Here is a 14,971-nt window from a genome sequence, read left to right as displayed (position 1 = left end):
TCACGATGAGTGCATTACACGCGGTTCACAGCCAGCTGTGGTTGAACAGGAAGAAGGCCAGTACCGCCCAGATCGTCAGCACCAGGTGCGTCAGTTGCAACCCCTCCTGGCGAATCCAGTAGCCGAACCACAAGCCCCCCAGCAGCATCGCGAAGACAAACGCCGAAAACGCACTCAGGGCCAGGTTGAGCCAGGGCCGTGCCGACAGCAGGCCGTCGCCGAGGATCAACTGATAGCTGCCGGTCCAGGCCGCGAGCGCGGCGACCACTTGCAGGGCCAGCACCACCAGCAGGGCCAGTTGGTGCAGACGGGGTGAACGCACGGCCCGCACCAGCAAGGGAATGTCGATGGCAGGACTCTGGCGCAACGGCTCCATGGCCATGGTCGCGCCTACCGCGCCTACCGAGCTGCGAAACGCTTGCCAGTTGTTAAGCACCGCAATGCTCAGCCACAGGCTCAGGCCGACGGCCTGTACGCCCAGGAACACCGACAACGAGTGACCCAGTAACCCTGCCTCCACAGTCATTCAAACCTCCGTATTTGCCGAAAGGGAAATCCAGCCTCAGGTATATACACAAGACATTGCTTGGATAATACGTCGCAGGCGTTTAAATACAAGATTTATCTTTTTGCGGGAGGGGGTTCAGGAAGGCTGGAAACGCGGTGTGGCAAGCGCCCGCCGGGGCGTTCGGCGCAGTCACGCCGAAGCCCGGAAGCGGTTGTGAGGGGGGTTACTTGCGAGGGATTATCACGCCGTCCTGGCGGCGATGGCTTCGATTTCCACCAGTGCACCGGGCAATGGCAACGCCACGACCTGCAACGCGGTGCGTGCCGGCTTGTTCGGCTGCTCGGGGGTGCCGAAGAACTGCGTATACCCACGCTGCAACCCAGCGAAATCCAGCTTGCCGCCCGTTTCCTCGGCGCCGACCAGGAATACCCGTAACTGCACGATATCGCCCAGGTCCAGGTCTTGCTGGCGCAGGATCTGGCGCAGCTTGTTGAACACCGAAACTGTCTGCACTTCGGTGTTGCCAAACACCCCGGGAACCGTTGGATCAACCAGGTCCGGCAAGGTCCCGCTGACAAAGATCAGGCTGGCGGACGCCGGTACGGTGACGGTCTGCGAGATCGGGAAATCGCCGACGCTGGTGCGTTGAATGCTGTCGCTCATGGGTGTGTTCCTTAGGAGGCGGCCACTGCCGCGAGGTGTGTGTGTCGGGTCACGCGCTCAGCCAGTTGCGCGACCACATGCCGCGCCGAGTTGGCCGCCGATTCCTGCCAGATGCCCACGCCGCTTTGCACCAGGCCGTCGCCGGCGAAGTACACGCGACCGTGGCCCTCTTCGAGCAAGGCGCTGGCATCGGCGGGGAAGTGTTCACGTTGCAGCCACGGGCCTTCGCTGAAGGGGATCTGTTCCCAGGACACCGCCAGCGGGTGACGCAGGTGCCTGGAGTAGCCCGGATGCAGCAGCTCCACCGCTTCCTTGGAGGTGGCGTACTGCTGGTCGAACGGTCGCGCGCCAAACGCATCGGCGCCCTCCCCGGTCACGTAACCGGCCACCAGCAGGCCCTCGCGGGTGTTGAGGTCGTTGCTCGGGTACCAGAGCAGGCGCGCCGGGTGTTCGATCCACGACAGGCCGCCGTAGGTGCGGTAGTCGGTTTCCCAGAAGCGTGGGGACTGCCACGCCACTTTGGTGGCCTGGTCGCTGCGGGTGCTGAGCAAGGCGGCCTTGATCGGGTCGCTGAAGTCGGTGTCGAGCTTGGCCAGCAGCGGCAGCGGCAAGGTCGAGACCAGATAGTCGGCGCGTACCACCTGCTCGCGACCGCTGCGTTGGTCGTGGTAGGTCACGGCTACGCCGTTTTCCAACTGACGGATCTGGCGCACCTGGGCACCCAGTTGCACGTGATCGCTGACGCGCCGGTAGAAGGCGTCGGTGATGCGGTCCATGCCGCCCACCGGCTGGAACATGGTCGCCGAGAATTCCGGGAATTCGGTGTGCAGCAAGGCGCCCCACAGTTCGGGGTGCAGCAGTTGGTCCAGCGCCAACGGGCTGCGGCTGGCGGGCAAGGCGCCGGGATGTGCCGGGGACTCCAGGTGCCCTGAACGGATCGTGCCCTCGAAGGCCAACTCCTGGGACAGGTCGCCATACACGTGCAAAAACGCCAGCAACCGCGTGCGTTCGTCGGCGCTCAGCACATCGTCGAGGGCATCACGCTGCACCGCTTTGGCCAGCAACCCGGACAAATGCCCGCGCGCATCGTTGATCGCCTGGCCGACGGTGAAGGCCGGCTGGTTCACATCCGGCCGCACCTGGGCGCCATGGCTGCTGTTGACCAGCACTTCCAGCGGCACGCCCAGCTCACTGCAATAATCGAGGATCGTGCGGTGCTGGCTGGGAATCCGTGCCGGCCCGGCGTTGAAGTAATGCCCCGGCTCGAACGCGGCGGTCTGCGTACGGCCATCCTGGTAGTCCACGCGGTCGCCATGACGTATCGTCCAGGTGCGACCGCCGACCCGCTCACGGGCTTCCAGCACCTGCACGCTGAACCCGGCGCGGGTCAGTTCCAGGGCGGTGACCAGCCCGGCAATCCCGGCGCCCAGCACCAGCACACGGGTGCCCTGCCCCAGGCCGTCCGTGAGCTTCAACGGTTGCGGTCGGCGGTGCGATGACGGCCCGAGGCCGAGTACCGCGAGTGCATCCTTGACGGCTTTTTCGCCGCCTACCGCAGCGATGCTCGACAACGCTTCACGTCGTGTCAGTCCCATGTCGATTGCTCCTTAATCCGGCAGGCCCGGTGGGTTGATCAGCGACTTGTCGACGCGCTCCACATCCAGGCCCCAGCGTTGCAGCACCTGCTCGTACTGGCCGCCGGCAATCGCGCCTTCCAGGGCGGTGTGGATCGGCTTGACCAGGCCGTTGTCCTTGCGGGTGGTCACGGCAATGTCCGCCTGCAATGGCCAGCCACCGTTCACCGTGCCGACGCGCTTGATGCCGCCGGTGATTGCCGCCGAATAGGCATACACCGAGTTGGGCCCGAACAGCGCATCGCTGCGCCCCGACTGCACCGCCAGCTGCGCGGCGGCCTGGTCGTCGAAGTACTGCAACAGCGCGGGCTTGAGACCGGCCTTTTCGTTGGCCTCGTTCCAGGCCAGCAGGACTTTTTCCTGGTTGGTGCCGGAGCCGACGATGATCTTCAGCCCGGCAATATCGGCTGCCTGCTTGATCTCGCTGATCTTGCTGGTGGTCTTGACGTAGAAGCCGAGCACATCCTGGCGATAGGTGGCGAAGTCAAAGCGCTTCTTGCGCGCCTCGGTCACGGTGACGTTGCTGATCACCGCGTCGTACTTGCCCGAGCTGACGCCCAGGGGCCAATCCTCCCAACTGGTAGGCACCACGTTCAATTCCAGGCCCAGACTGTCAGCAACCAACTGCGCGGTATCGGCCTCGCTGCCGATGGTGGTCTTGTCGTCATTGGCCAGCATCGCCAGGGGAGGCGCTGCGCCTTTTACGGTTACTGCCACGGTGAACGTGCCCGGCTGGGCGAACTTGAAGCCCGGCGGGATCTGCGCAATGGCCGCTTCGTTACGCGGCACATGGATGCGCGGACGGTCGGGGCTGAGGTCGACCTGTTGCACGGCGAATGCGCTTTGCGCAGCACTGACGGCCAGCGCCAGCAGGGCCACGCGGGTGGTGTTGATGAACATGGGCAGTCACTCCTTGAACTAAAGCACCTTGCCGAGAAAGGCTACGGTGCGGGGATGTCGGGGTTGGCGGAAAATCTGTTCGGGCGGGCCCTCTTCGATCAACTCGCCGTCGCAGAGAAACACCACGTGGTCGGCCACTTCGCGGGCAAAACCGATTTCGTGGGTGACGATCACCAGGGTCACGCCCAGCTGGGTCAGGCCCTTGATCACGTCGAGTACTTCGCCCACCAGTTCCGGGTCGAGGGCCGAGGTGGGTTCATCGAACAGCAGCACCTTGGGGTCCAGCGCCAGTGCGCGGGCAATCGCCACGCGCTGTTGCTGGCCGCCGGAAAGCTGGCGTGGGTAGGCATCGACCTTGTCCGCCAGGCCAACCTTGGCCAACAGTGCGGTGGCCTTGGCCTGGGCGTCGGCCTTGCTCCAGCGCTTGTGCGCCAGCGGCGCCTCGGCGACGTTTTCCCAGGCGGTCAGGTGCGGGAACAGGTTGAAGTTCTGGAACACAAAACCGACGTCGATACGGCGCTTGAGAATCTCGCGTTCCTTGAGCTCGTAAAGCAGGTCGCCCTTGCGTCGATAACCGACGTATTCACCGTCGATGGTGATGTGCCCGCTGTCGATCTTTTCCAGGTGGTTGATGGTGCGCAACAAGGTGGATTTGCCCGAGCCGGACGGCCCGAGAATCACCGTGACCTTGCCCGGATCGATGGTCAGGTCGATGTCTTTCAACACCTGTTGATTGCCAAAGCGCTTGCCCACGCCCTGGATCTGGATACGGCCGGCACGGGCTTCACTCATGGGTGTTCTCCTTCAGCCAGCGGCGCACGCGTTGCAATGGCGTGGGCGGCAGCACCCTGGCCGTACCCCGGGCGAAATGACGCTCGACGTAGTACTGGGCGCTGGTGAGCACGGTGGTGATGATCAGGTACCAGACGGTGGCGACGATCAGCAGCGGGATCACCGCCTGGGTGCGGTTGTAGATGACCTGCACGGTGTAGAACAGCTCCGGCAAGGCCAACACGTAGACGATGGAGGTGCCCTTGACCAGGCCAATGATTTCATTGAACCCCGACGGCAGGATCGAGCGCAGCGCCTGGGGCAGGATGATCCGGAAGATGCGCCGCGAGGCCGGCAGGCCCAGGGCTGCCGCCGCTTCATGCTGGCCGGCATCCACACCGATCAGGCCGCCGCGAATGATCTCCGCCGCGTACGCCGCCTGCATCAGGCTCAGGCCCAGTACGGCCACGGTGAATTGGCTGAGCACGTCCACCGTCGACCACTCGGCGAACACCAGGTCGGTAAACGGCACACCGAGGACAATGTGGTCGTACAGGTAGGCGAAGTTGTAGAGGATGATCAGCACCAGCAGCGCCGGCATCGAGCGGAAAAACCAGATGTAGCCCCAGGCCAGGGCCGCCAGCAGCGGCGAGCCCGACAGCCGCGCCAACGCCAGCGCAGTGCCGAGGATGGCGCTGAACACCGTGCTCAGCAGCGTCAGCAACAGGGTCTGGCCGAGGCCACGCAGCACCGACGGCGAGAAGAACCACTGGCCGAACACGCCCCACTCCCAGCGCGGGTTGGTGGCCAGGGAATGCCCGATGCCGAGCAGCACCAGCGCGGCAAAGATCGACCCGGCCCAGCGCCAGGGGTGCCGCGCGGGCACCACCTGCAGGGCTTTGATCGGTGTGGACACTCGCGCCTGGCGCAGCGCGCCGGGCGAGTCAATCAGGTCATAGGATTTGGCAACGATGGGCATGGTGTATTCCTCGGCCTAGAAGGCATAGGTCAAGCGGGTGTAGTAGTACCCGCCGGTAAAACCGTAGGGCGAATAGGTGCCGTAGCTGCTGACCATGGTGCTGCTCGGTACACCTTGTTTTTTCGGGTAGACGTCGAACAGGTTCTTGGCGCCGATGGCCACGTTGAGGTCTTTGGTGAGGGTGTAGCCAAGGTCGAGGTCGGTGATCCACTTGGCGCTGTAGACCCGGTCGAGGCTGCGGTCGGCAGAGACGTTGACCTCTTTGTAAGAGCCGTAGCGGGTCAGGGCCAGGTTGAGGTTGAAGCGCTCGATGCTCCAGTCGCCACCGAGGATCAGCTTGGTGCTGGGCTGCACGCCGGTGATCAGGTTGCGTGCCTCGCGGTCCATCAGGTCATAGGCCGTGCCCAGGATCGTGGTGGATTCCTTGTAGTTGAGGATTCTGGTCTGGTTCCAGTTGAACGCGGCGGTCCATTTCAGCGCGCCATAGGGGCCGAGGTCCTGGCTGTAGTTGCTGACCAGGTCCAGGCCTTTGGTGCGGGTGTCGGCGCCGTTGATGAAGTACTGGCCGCCGGAGGTGGAGGTGATGCCATTGCCTTGCAGCACCTGGGTAATTTCCGGGCCGAGCAAGGTGCCGGTGAGGGTGATGCGGTCGCGCAGGTTGATCACGTAGGCGTCGGCGGTGAAGCTCAGGCGATCGGTGGGGGTGAGGGTGAAACCCAGGCTGAAGTTGGTGGAACGCTCGGGTTTCAGTTCCTGCGCCCCCAAGGCCTGGGCAGCGGCCGAACCTACCGGCAGCACGCCGTAGTTGATCGACTGGTACACGCCGTCGACCACGCCATAGGTGGTGGACCGCGCACTGAACAGGCTGTTGGCCAGGGACGGCGCACGGAAGCCATTGCTCACGGTGGCGCGCACGGCGAATTGCGGGGTGAAGTCGTAGCGGGTGGTCAGCTTGCCGCTGCGGGTAGCACCCACGCCCTGGTTGTAATGCTCGTAGCGAAACGCGGTGCCCACGTACCAGTCCGGCACCGGGTTGAAGCCCACGTCGACGTAACTGGCGAGGCTGTTGCGCGAGGCGCTGCTTTCTTCATCCGGCGAGATGCCGTTGGTGACCTGGGCCCCGGACGACGCACAGTTACCCGGCGCCACGCAGTAGCCGCCGTTGGCGTAGGACTCATAGTCACCGGCCTGCACCTCGTAGGTGTCGCGGCGATGTTCGAAACCGTAGCTCAGGTCCAGCGGCTTTTGCAGGCCGATATCGAAGCCGCGCTTGAAATCGAGGTTGGTGGTCAGCTCGGTGGAAATCCAGGTGCCGGAGGTGAAGCTGTTCGGCGTGGCCTCGCCCAGGGAGGGGTTCTGGTTATGGGTGGTGCCCTGCTCCGCCGCGTTGCGTCCGTAGGTGGTGGACAGGTCCCAGTCCCACTCGCCGACGGTGCCTTTACCGCCGAATGCGGCCTGGAAGTCGTCCTCGTCGATATACCAGGTCGGCGTGTAGCCGCCGGGGTAACCGTTAGGCCCGGTGGTAATGGTGTTGGTGATGGTCGGCAGGCGGAAGTTCTGGCCCTGCTCAGCCTTACGCCGCGAATAGGTGGTGAAGGAATACAGGCTGAAGCTGTCGTCGATCGGCAATTCGGCGTTGTAGCCCAGGGTCAGCAGGTTGGTCTTCGGTGTGCCGTAGCCGCCATAGGTGGAGCGGCCGGCCTGCTCAAAGGCCTGGGCATAGGTGTAGCCGTTGGCGCTGGCCTTGTTGTCGTCGTTCTGACTGCGCGCGTCCAGGGCCAACTGCACGATGCCGCCGTTGCCGATCTCGAAGCCCTTGTTGAGGCTTTGCTGCACGGTCTGTTTCTTGCCGTCGTAACCCTGGCCGACATTCGTCACCGACGTGCCGCTGGTGTCGGCCTTGAGGATCACGTTGATGACCCCGGCGATGGCATCGGAACCATATTGGGCAGCGGCGCCATCGCGCAGGACTTCGACGTGGTCGATGGCGCTGATGGGGATCAAATCCAGGTCTGCCGGCGCGGCGCCGGTGTTGATGCCGTTGATGTTCAGGGTGGCCGCGGTGTGGCGGCGCTTGCCATTGACCAGCACCAGCACCTCGGCGGCACTCATGCCGCGCAGGTTCGGCGCACGGGCGATGCCGCTGGCGTCCCAACCGGTTTTTTCCGGCAGGGTCAGCGACGGGATCACCGCGCTCAACGCCTCCATCAAACCGGGCTTGCCGGTGCTTTGCAATTGCTTGGCGCTGACCACATCGATCGGCACCGGGCTGCTGGTGACCGTGCGTTGTTCGGCGCCACGGTTACCGGTGACCACCACGGTGGACAGGGTGCTGTCGTCCTGGGCCTGGGCGGTGTTGGCCAGGATTGCCAGCGCCAGGATGGCGGTCGGTTGTAAGACTTGCTTCATAGCCACTCCAGACATTCCAAATCGCGAAGTCGGGCAGTCACGCGGGCGGGCGCGGTGCTCGATTTTTTTCAGTGGGGTTGCGGCGATTGGGGACTAGGTGTGGCGCTGGGTTTGAATTGGCAACATACGTTGAACTCCCTTCCAACGATTCTGCTGCGGGGATGATCACCCGGTTATGGCGCGCAGAATCTTGATTACGCTGGGTACCATCCGAGGTCAGGGGTAGGCTGTTGCGATCAAACATAACGGAATGGGTTTTGAAAATATAATGCTGTTTTGATATAAGCTAATATTCTCTAATTTTATTATTTTTTAGTTTTTTTATTCATATAAATAATGTCTTTTGAGATTGGCCTTTAGCTCGGGCCGAGGTCTACCTGATATCGGGATATCAAACTGTGGGAGGGGGCTCGCGTACATCGCCTCCTGTAGGAGCGAGCTTGCTCGCGAAAAACGTCAACGATACCGCGTGCCTCCTGAATGAACGTGGCGCCTGTGAGTTTTTCGCGAGCAAGCTCGCTCCTACAAAAAGCCTTAGCTGACTGGCATTAGGGCTTGCCCCCTCCCACAGTTTTTCCCGGTGTACGTTCAGTTAGCCGGCTTCAACAACTGCATCTGCTGGCGATAGTCATCCGTCACCTGCCGCGCCTGGCTGCTGCTGGTAATCACCCTCGGGGTAATCAGCACAATCAATTCCGTGCGGTCCTTGGACTTGCTGGTATTGCCAAACAACCAGCGCAACCCCGGAATTTTCCCAAGGTAAGGCACCGCACTGACACTCTCCGCGTTGTCCTGCTTGATCAACCCGCCCAGTAGCACTGTCTGCCCACTCTGCACCGCGACCTGGGTGGATACCGAGCGCGTGGAGATACGTGGGTTGGCCTGGGTGTCGTTGCTGGACGCCTGCGGGTCCTGGGCATCGCTGACCTGCTGCTGAATGTCCATGTACACCAAGCCACCCGGATTGATACGTGGCACGACGTCGAGGATCACCCCGGTCTGCACGTATTCAACACTGCTCAAGGTGGTGTCGGAGGTGCCGGTGTTGACCGTGGTCTGGCTGATCGGGATGTTGTCGCCCACCTGGATCTGCGCCGGTTGGTTGTTCATCACCACCAGCGACGGCGCCGACAGCACCTGGGTGCGACCGTTGGTTTCGAGGGCGTGCAGGGCCACTTGCAGGTTGGAGCTGACGAAGGAGTAGAACAACGAATCCGTCGCGCCCAACCCTGCCCCGCCGCCGCCCAACGCGCCTTGGCTGCCGGCGGTGTTACCCACGGTGGTGCTGGTGGAATTGCCTGCCAGGCGGCCGAGGTACCACTGCACGCCCAGGTCCAGTTCGCCGGTGAGCTTGACCTCGAGGATGCGCGTTTCGATCTGCACTTGCAGCGGTGGGTTGTCGAGGCGTTTGATCGCCGATTCGATCTCTTTCCACTGCACCGGGCGGGTGCGGACCAGCAGTTGGTTACTGCTTTTTTGCGCGGTGATGCGGGTGCCGGCGTCGAGGCTTTTGGCCGGGGCGTCTTCGCTCGCGCCCTGCTCGGCGGTGTCCTGCTCGGCGTCGGGCTCCTGCTCCTCATCCTCTGCGGCGGGTGGGTTGCCATTGAGGTTGTTGCTCAGGCCACCGGGCGTGCTGCCGGAGGTGCTGTTGGTGCCCGGCGAGGACAAGGTCGCGGTGCGCAAACCGGGGGCGACCTTGGCCGGGGTGTCGTCCTTGATCGCACCCGTGCCGTAGATCTGGCGCAGGTACTTGGCGAGGTCGGTGGCCTTCATGTTGCGCACGTCGTAGACGTACATCTGCGGCTCGTTGCCGCCGCCTTCGTCGATGGTGTGGATCCAGTCGCCGACTTCACTGAGGTACTGCGGCTGCGACGAGATCGCCACCACCGAGTTGGTCCGCTCGATGGGCAAGAAGCGCACCATGCCCGCCAGGGGCATGCCGCTGTCGGGGCCGAACATTTTTTGCAGTTCGGGCATCAGCTCGGCCACCGACGCCCGTTGCAGGCCGAACACGCCCACCGACATGCCCTTGAGCCAGTCCACGTCGAAGGTGTCGATGGTGTCCTGATAATTGGCCAGTTCTTCGGGGGTGCCGGCCAGGCTCAACACATTGCGCGCGGGGTCCACCAGCAGGAACGCATTCTCGCGGGCGAACGGCTTGAGCAATTTCTGCATCTCGGTGGCCGAGATATAACGCAACGGAAACAGGCGTGCCGACAAACCGCTGGAGGGCTGCGACACGCGCATCTCCGGCACCAGCTTGCCCGCCACCGCCTGGTTGGCCGGCAGGATCACATAGCGGTTGCCCTGTTTGATCATGGCGTTGTCGGTCCACGACAACAGGGTCTCCAGAATCGACAAGGCCTGCTGTTTGTTCACCGGCTTGGACGTGGAAAAGCTGACATTGCCCTTCACGCCCTGGGCGATGCTGTAGTTCTCGTGCAGCAGGTCGCCCATCACGCTGTTGATCACCGCTTCGATCGGCTGGTCGGCGAAGTTGAACACGATGTCGCCGCTGCCCTCCTCCTTGGCGGCCGAGACCGCTGCCGGTTGGCGCACGAACTGCTGGTTGCCGCGTATCAACTGGCGCTGGGGCGGTGTCTTCACCTGGGGTTGGCCGCTGTCGACCGGCGCCTGTTCGCTGGCCGGGTCCACGGGTGGGCGTTGCGAACCGGTGCCCTGCATCGCCTCATGCAGCAGGGCCTCGTCCGGGTCGAGATGCTCGGGGAAGGTGCCGCAGCCACCGAGGGAAACGGCGGTGGCCAGGCACAACACGGTGGTGCGCAAGGCGCCAGGGAAGGTATCGATCAAGGGGTGGACTCGTGAGGAAGGGTAATCGGGGGTGTGGTGGACGGCGGCGGCAAACGCAGGGCCCGCAGGCTCAGGGTTTGCGTGCGGCCGTCGAGTACAAAGCGGGCATCGCGGGGCGTCAGCTGTTCCAGGCGCCAGCCATTGGGCAGGGTCTGGCCCTGCTGGACTTTGAGCGGCGGGCCATCGGCACGCTTGAGCAGCGCCACGCGCAGGTCGCCGTCGAGGACGATACCGGTCAGTACCAGGCTCGACAGGCTGGAAACGGCGGCCTGGCCCACCGCACGGTCGGGGCTGCGGTCGGGGCTGAACAGCGGCGCTTGCCAGGTGCCGGCCAGGCTTTCGAGGGTCGCGCTCGGCGCCACCAGCACCTTGGCGGCGGTAGTGGCGCGCGCATCGGGGTCCGGTGCCGGCAGCCACTGCGGCGCATCGCCGATGCTGCTGAGGATGCCGACCATCAGCAGGCCCAACAGCCCGGCCACGCCGAGCAACAGCCATTCCAGGGGACGCAATGCATGGATCATCGTTGCACCTGCCGGGCGGCGGCCGGTTGCAGGTAACCGCGCACCAACAGGTGCACCACCAGTTGCCCGGCGCCGCCACTGGCCGGTGCGTTCGGTGGGCGGCGAATGCTCATCTCATCGACAAACAGAAACGGCCGCTGGTACTCCAGCTCATGCAGGATCGCGGTCAAGGGTTCGATGGCGCAGTTGAGGGTCAGGCTGACCTTGACCTGGCGATAGGGCTCGGCGTCGTCCTGCTCCGGGGTGATGGGCATGCGCTGGGTCAGGCTGCAACCGCCACCAAGGCCGGCGCGGCTGTTGATCAGATCGGCGATGCGTTGCATCAGGTCCGCCGCCACCGCACTCGGGTCGTCTCCGGGCAACAGGCTGGTGCTGCTGGCCGGGTCCTGCCGCGCCTGTTCCAACTGTTGGCGCAGGCTGTCGCCCTGGCGCAACACGCCGGCGTAGCGTTGCTGCTGTTCACGCAGTTGCTCGGCCTGCTCGCCCATGCTGCGCAAGGGGCCGGCGAACCAGCTGTCGATCAACAGCCAGTAACCGGCGCCGAGCACCAGGGCCAGGGCGATCAGGGCCGCGCCACGGCGTTCACGGGGTGTCAGTGGTCGGCGCATCAGCGGCCTCCTGGTGCAGGTGGGCGCGCAAGGAAAATTGATCCTTGCCGGTTTGCGCATCGGGTTGGATCACCCCTTCGAACTGGGCGTTTTCCAGGCTGTGGCAGCCCTTGATCCGGGTGATCAGGGCACTGGCCTTGGCGCTCTGCCCGGAGAAGGACACGTCGGCGCCGTCGTTGACTTCCAACTGGTCGAGCCAGGTGTCCGAGGGCAGGCACGCGGTCAGCTCGTTGAGCAGCGCCGCCAACGGCGGTTGGGCGGCCTTGCGGCGAATCAGGTACTGGGCGGCGCCACGGGTATTGAGCAATTGCTGGCGCAGGGCCTGGATCTCGGCGACCTGGGCTTTCTGCTCGCGCACACTGTGTTGCATGGCATCGAGCACGCGCTGGCGGTCGTTGAGCCACAGCAGCATCGCCGCAATCAGCAAGGCCCCGCACAACCACGGCAGGCTGCGTTGCAGGCCCTTGCCCTGGGGGCGCTGACGGGGACGCAACGGCGCCGGCAGCAAGTCGATGCCCATGGGTTTGCCTGCGCTCTCGGCGACATCCACGGCATGGGGCTGCAAGCCGAGGGCCGCGCAGTCATTGAGGATCTGGTCGAGGCGCTCACGCAGGATCGCCACCAGCGTGACGTGCAGGTGCGTGGGGGTGCGGCGCTCCTGGCGCGCGACAAAGTACAACTGGGCGGCGTCGAACGGCGTGAAGCGGTCCAGTTCATAGCCGACCACCGTCGTCAGGTTACGCGCCGCCGCCGGGGGCAATTGCAGGGTTTGCACCAACACCGTTTCAGGCGGCAGCACCAACACCTGACGCGCTTCGCCAGGCAGCTTTTCCACCGCGGCGGTCAGCGGCCAGGCGTAGACATGCTCGGGGATCTCGGCAAACGACAACCATGCCGGCAGGCAGCCACGCAGCTCCTTGAGCCACAGGCGCCAGCCCAGTTGCAGCAGGCTGCCGCGCCAGCGCTGGGTGATGGGCTGCGCCAGCGCCTGAAGCCGTGCGGTTAACTGTTCGTTCATTCTTGCCAACGTAAGACTCGATAAGGTTGTGCGCTGCCTTGCGCGGGGCTCAATAACACGGTGGCCTGCACCTGGGCGTGGTAACCGCCGGGGCGTTGGGCGCGGCTGCTGACCACCAGCACGTCGCCGGGATCGGCCCCCACCGCGTTCTGGTGCGGCAGGTTCAGTGCGCGGCGCATCAAGGCACTGGCGAATGCCGGATCGGGCCGGTCCAGGCCGCTCCACAGGCTGATCTCGGGCACCAGTTCGCTGTACAACGCCTGAGTCATGCCCGGCAGTTGGCGCACCTCTTCCACCACCCGAAACGGCGCCAGGCCCTGGTTGCGCCGCACTTCCAGGGCCCTGGCGAGTTGGTTGGCCTGGGCCTGGGTCGCACCGCAGGCCAGGGCCAGGCGGGCAAAATCACCCACCTCGGCGCTGTTCAAATACAACTTGCCGCGCTCGCTGTGCAGGCTGACGCGCAGCTGCGCATCGTCGAACACCAGCGGGATTTCACGCCCGTCGGCAATCCACTGCTTGCGCTGCAACGGGTCCGCCACGGCCTGCATCGCCAGCGCCACCCCGGCCTCGGCCGCCAGCACCGCCTGGGTATGCTGGCGGTGCCAGGCGGCCTGGCGTGTTTCCAGTTGCACCCAGCCGGCCAAACCGCCGAGCAACAGGCTGAGCAAGGCCAGCACCCACAGCACCAGCAGCAGGGCCACACCGCGTTGATGCCGGATCATTCGGGCGCCCCGCCGGACAGGTTCAGGCGCAAGGCAACCACCTGGGTCACCCAAGGCACCGGCCCGTTCACCCGTGCGTCAATCCGTACTGCATAAGGCAGGCGTTTGGTCCACGGCCACTCACTGATCCAGCCAGTGGCCTGGCCCTTGGGCGACACGCCGCGATAGCTGAATTGCAGGTCCTCGATACCCTTCAACAACACCTGCGGCTCACTGCGCGCCGCCGGAACACTCACCTGTGCCTCAGACTCAAACCGCGCGAACGCCACCTGCAAGTCGCGCTGCGATTCAGGGCCCACCAACTGCAAGGTGAAGCGCTGGATACCGCCGCCGAGCACACCCGGCAAGGTCGCGACAAACTGCATACGCTGGGGCCCACCGGCGAAAAAGCCATCGGTCTGGCTGTCGTCCTCGGTCACATCCAGCGGCAACGCCTCGCTGATGGCGGTGCGCAAAAACTGCTGCGCGGCACGCATTTCATCCAGGCTGACCGTGTAGCGCTGGGCCTTGAGCACGGCACGATTGGCGCCCAGCAATGCACCGCCGACCAGGGTCAGCAACACCCCAAGCAGGCTCAGTACGATCATGATCTCAAGCAAGGTAAAGCCCTGCTGACGCGCCTTCACAAGCCGGCCCCGACGCCGGCAGCACGCAGTTTCAAGGTGCTGAAACTGGCCTGGCGCGGGCCTTCGCTGACGGTGAGGTTCAGGCGAAACAGATGGGCCTGGCCGACGCGGCTGGGTTGCTGGGCTATGCGCAGTTGCCAGGCGATGCCGTCCAACTCGCCCTGGCGTGTGCCGCTGGCCAACGGCCCGGTGCCTTCCTGATCCATCACGCTCATGGCGGCATGGGTCAAGCGGTCGCTGTGGGCCACCTGCAACAACGAGCGCGCGCTCTGGCCGAAGGCAACCAGCAGCACCGTGCTACAGATCGCCATCAGCGTCAGCGCGGCGAGCATTTCCAGCAGGGTGAAACCCGCCTGGCGCTTCATGGCAGGGCCTTGGATTCGACGCTGCCGGTCAGCCAGCCGATGTCGATGCGCCAACGCCGACTGCCGTTGGCCAGCAACACGTGGCCGCCGGTGGAGCTGCCATCGGGGTAGAAATCCACCGCCGCGCCGGCTTGCTCGGCGGTGTGCAGGGTCACTTGCAGCCCGGCCGGCCAATACTTTTTCGGACGGCCCGGCGCCTGCACGCTGAGGTTGCGCAAATCAAACACAGTGCTTTCGGTGGTGCCACTGACAATCGCCCGCGCCCGCGTGCTGCGCAATGCCTCGACCACCTGCCCGACGGCCTGGCGCTCTTTGGCGGCGCGCAGGCCTTGTTGCAGGCCAAACCCTACCAACCCGGCCGCGATGCTGATCAAGACGATCACCACCAGCATCTCCAGCAGGGTAAAGCCGCGTTGGGCGTTGGCCATGGTCGTGG

Annotated in this window: 15 protein-coding genes; all 15 read right to left on the bottom strand. The window is 64.4% G+C overall.

Annotated elements, in window-relative coordinates; all coding sequences use genetic code 11:
• Nucleotides 1–25: 25 nt before the first annotated feature.
• The 15 genes from BFQ01_RS24930 to BFQ01_RS24860 all read right to left on the bottom strand — a co-directional run bounded on the left by BFQ01_RS24930 (nt 26) and on the right by BFQ01_RS24860 (nt 14,963).
• Nucleotides 26–526, bottom strand: coding sequence for a DUF2165 family protein (locus BFQ01_RS24930; RefSeq protein WP_065927301.1), 501 nt, complete (start codon nt 524–526; stop codon nt 26–28).
• Between the two features lie 222 nt (nt 527–748).
• The gene (locus tag BFQ01_RS24925; protein WP_027607428.1) at nt 749–1,171 is read right to left on the bottom strand and encodes a RidA family protein; all 423 of its coding nucleotides are present in this window, start codon (nt 1,169–1,171) and stop codon (nt 749–751) included.
• An 11-nt stretch (nt 1,172–1,182) separates the two neighbouring features.
• On the bottom strand, nt 1,183–2,766 hold the full coding sequence (locus BFQ01_RS24920) for a flavin monoamine oxidase family protein (protein ID WP_065927300.1): 1,584 nt from the start codon (nt 2,764–2,766) through the stop codon (nt 1,183–1,185).
• 12 nt (nt 2,767–2,778) lie between these two features.
• Nucleotides 2,779–3,705: an ABC transporter substrate-binding protein gene (locus BFQ01_RS24915; protein ID WP_065927299.1), complete on the bottom strand. Its 927-nt coding sequence runs from the start codon at nt 3,703–3,705 to the stop codon at nt 2,779–2,781.
• 18 nt (nt 3,706–3,723) lie between these two features.
• On the bottom strand, nt 3,724–4,497 hold the full coding sequence (locus BFQ01_RS24910; protein WP_065927298.1) for an amino acid ABC transporter ATP-binding protein: 774 nt from the start codon (nt 4,495–4,497) through the stop codon (nt 3,724–3,726).
• The gene (locus BFQ01_RS24905) at nt 4,490–5,455 is read right to left on the bottom strand and encodes an amino acid ABC transporter permease (protein ID WP_065927297.1); all 966 of its coding nucleotides are present in this window, start codon (nt 5,453–5,455) and stop codon (nt 4,490–4,492) included. The genes BFQ01_RS24910 and BFQ01_RS24905 overlap by 8 nt, the downstream gene beginning before the upstream one ends.
• A gap of 15 nt (nt 5,456–5,470) precedes the next feature.
• Entirely contained in the window at nt 5,471–7,864 is a 2,394-nt protein-coding gene (locus tag BFQ01_RS24900; RefSeq protein WP_065927296.1) for a TonB-dependent receptor plug domain-containing protein, read from the bottom strand.
• Between the two features lie 588 nt (nt 7,865–8,452).
• Nucleotides 8,453–10,675 (bottom strand): type II secretion system secretin GspD, encoded by a 2,223-nt coding sequence (gspD, locus tag BFQ01_RS24895; RefSeq protein WP_065927295.1) that lies wholly within the window; start codon nt 10,673–10,675, stop codon nt 8,453–8,455.
• Nucleotides 10,672–11,196: a DNA utilization family protein gene (locus BFQ01_RS24890; RefSeq protein ID WP_065927294.1), complete on the bottom strand. Its 525-nt coding sequence runs from the start codon at nt 11,194–11,196 to the stop codon at nt 10,672–10,674. The genes gspD and BFQ01_RS24890 overlap by 4 nt, the downstream gene beginning before the upstream one ends.
• Entirely contained in the window at nt 11,193–11,804 is a 612-nt protein-coding gene (gspM, locus tag BFQ01_RS24885) for a type II secretion system protein GspM (RefSeq protein WP_024076406.1), read from the bottom strand. The genes BFQ01_RS24890 and gspM overlap by 4 nt, the downstream gene beginning before the upstream one ends.
• Complete coding sequence (locus tag BFQ01_RS24880; RefSeq protein ID WP_065927293.1) at nt 11,779–12,822, bottom strand: type II secretion system protein GspL; 1,044 nt, start codon at nt 12,820–12,822, stop codon at nt 11,779–11,781. The genes gspM and BFQ01_RS24880 overlap by 26 nt, the downstream gene beginning before the upstream one ends.
• Complete coding sequence (locus BFQ01_RS24875; RefSeq protein ID WP_065927292.1) at nt 12,819–13,544, bottom strand: general secretion pathway protein GspK; 726 nt, start codon at nt 13,542–13,544, stop codon at nt 12,819–12,821. The genes BFQ01_RS24880 and BFQ01_RS24875 overlap by 4 nt, the downstream gene beginning before the upstream one ends.
• Complete coding sequence (locus BFQ01_RS24870) at nt 13,541–14,170, bottom strand: prepilin-type N-terminal cleavage/methylation domain-containing protein (RefSeq protein WP_065927291.1); 630 nt, start codon at nt 14,168–14,170, stop codon at nt 13,541–13,543. The genes BFQ01_RS24875 and BFQ01_RS24870 overlap by 4 nt, the downstream gene beginning before the upstream one ends.
• Nucleotides 14,167–14,535, bottom strand: coding sequence for a type II secretion system protein (locus tag BFQ01_RS24865; RefSeq protein WP_065927290.1), 369 nt, complete (start codon nt 14,533–14,535; stop codon nt 14,167–14,169). Before BFQ01_RS24865 ends, BFQ01_RS24870 begins: the two co-directional genes overlap by 4 nt.
• Entirely contained in the window at nt 14,532–14,963 is a 432-nt protein-coding gene (locus tag BFQ01_RS24860; protein WP_027607416.1) for a type II secretion system protein, read from the bottom strand. The genes BFQ01_RS24865 and BFQ01_RS24860 overlap by 4 nt, the downstream gene beginning before the upstream one ends.
• Nucleotides 14,964–14,971 lie beyond the last annotated feature (8 nt).

Origin of the sequence: Pseudomonas sp. 8 R 14 (genome assembly GCF_900005955.1) — a bacterium.
GTDB classification, from domain to species: domain Bacteria; phylum Pseudomonadota; class Gammaproteobacteria; order Pseudomonadales; family Pseudomonadaceae; genus Aquipseudomonas; species Aquipseudomonas marginalis.
This window is presented reverse-complemented; position numbering and strand designations above follow the sequence as displayed.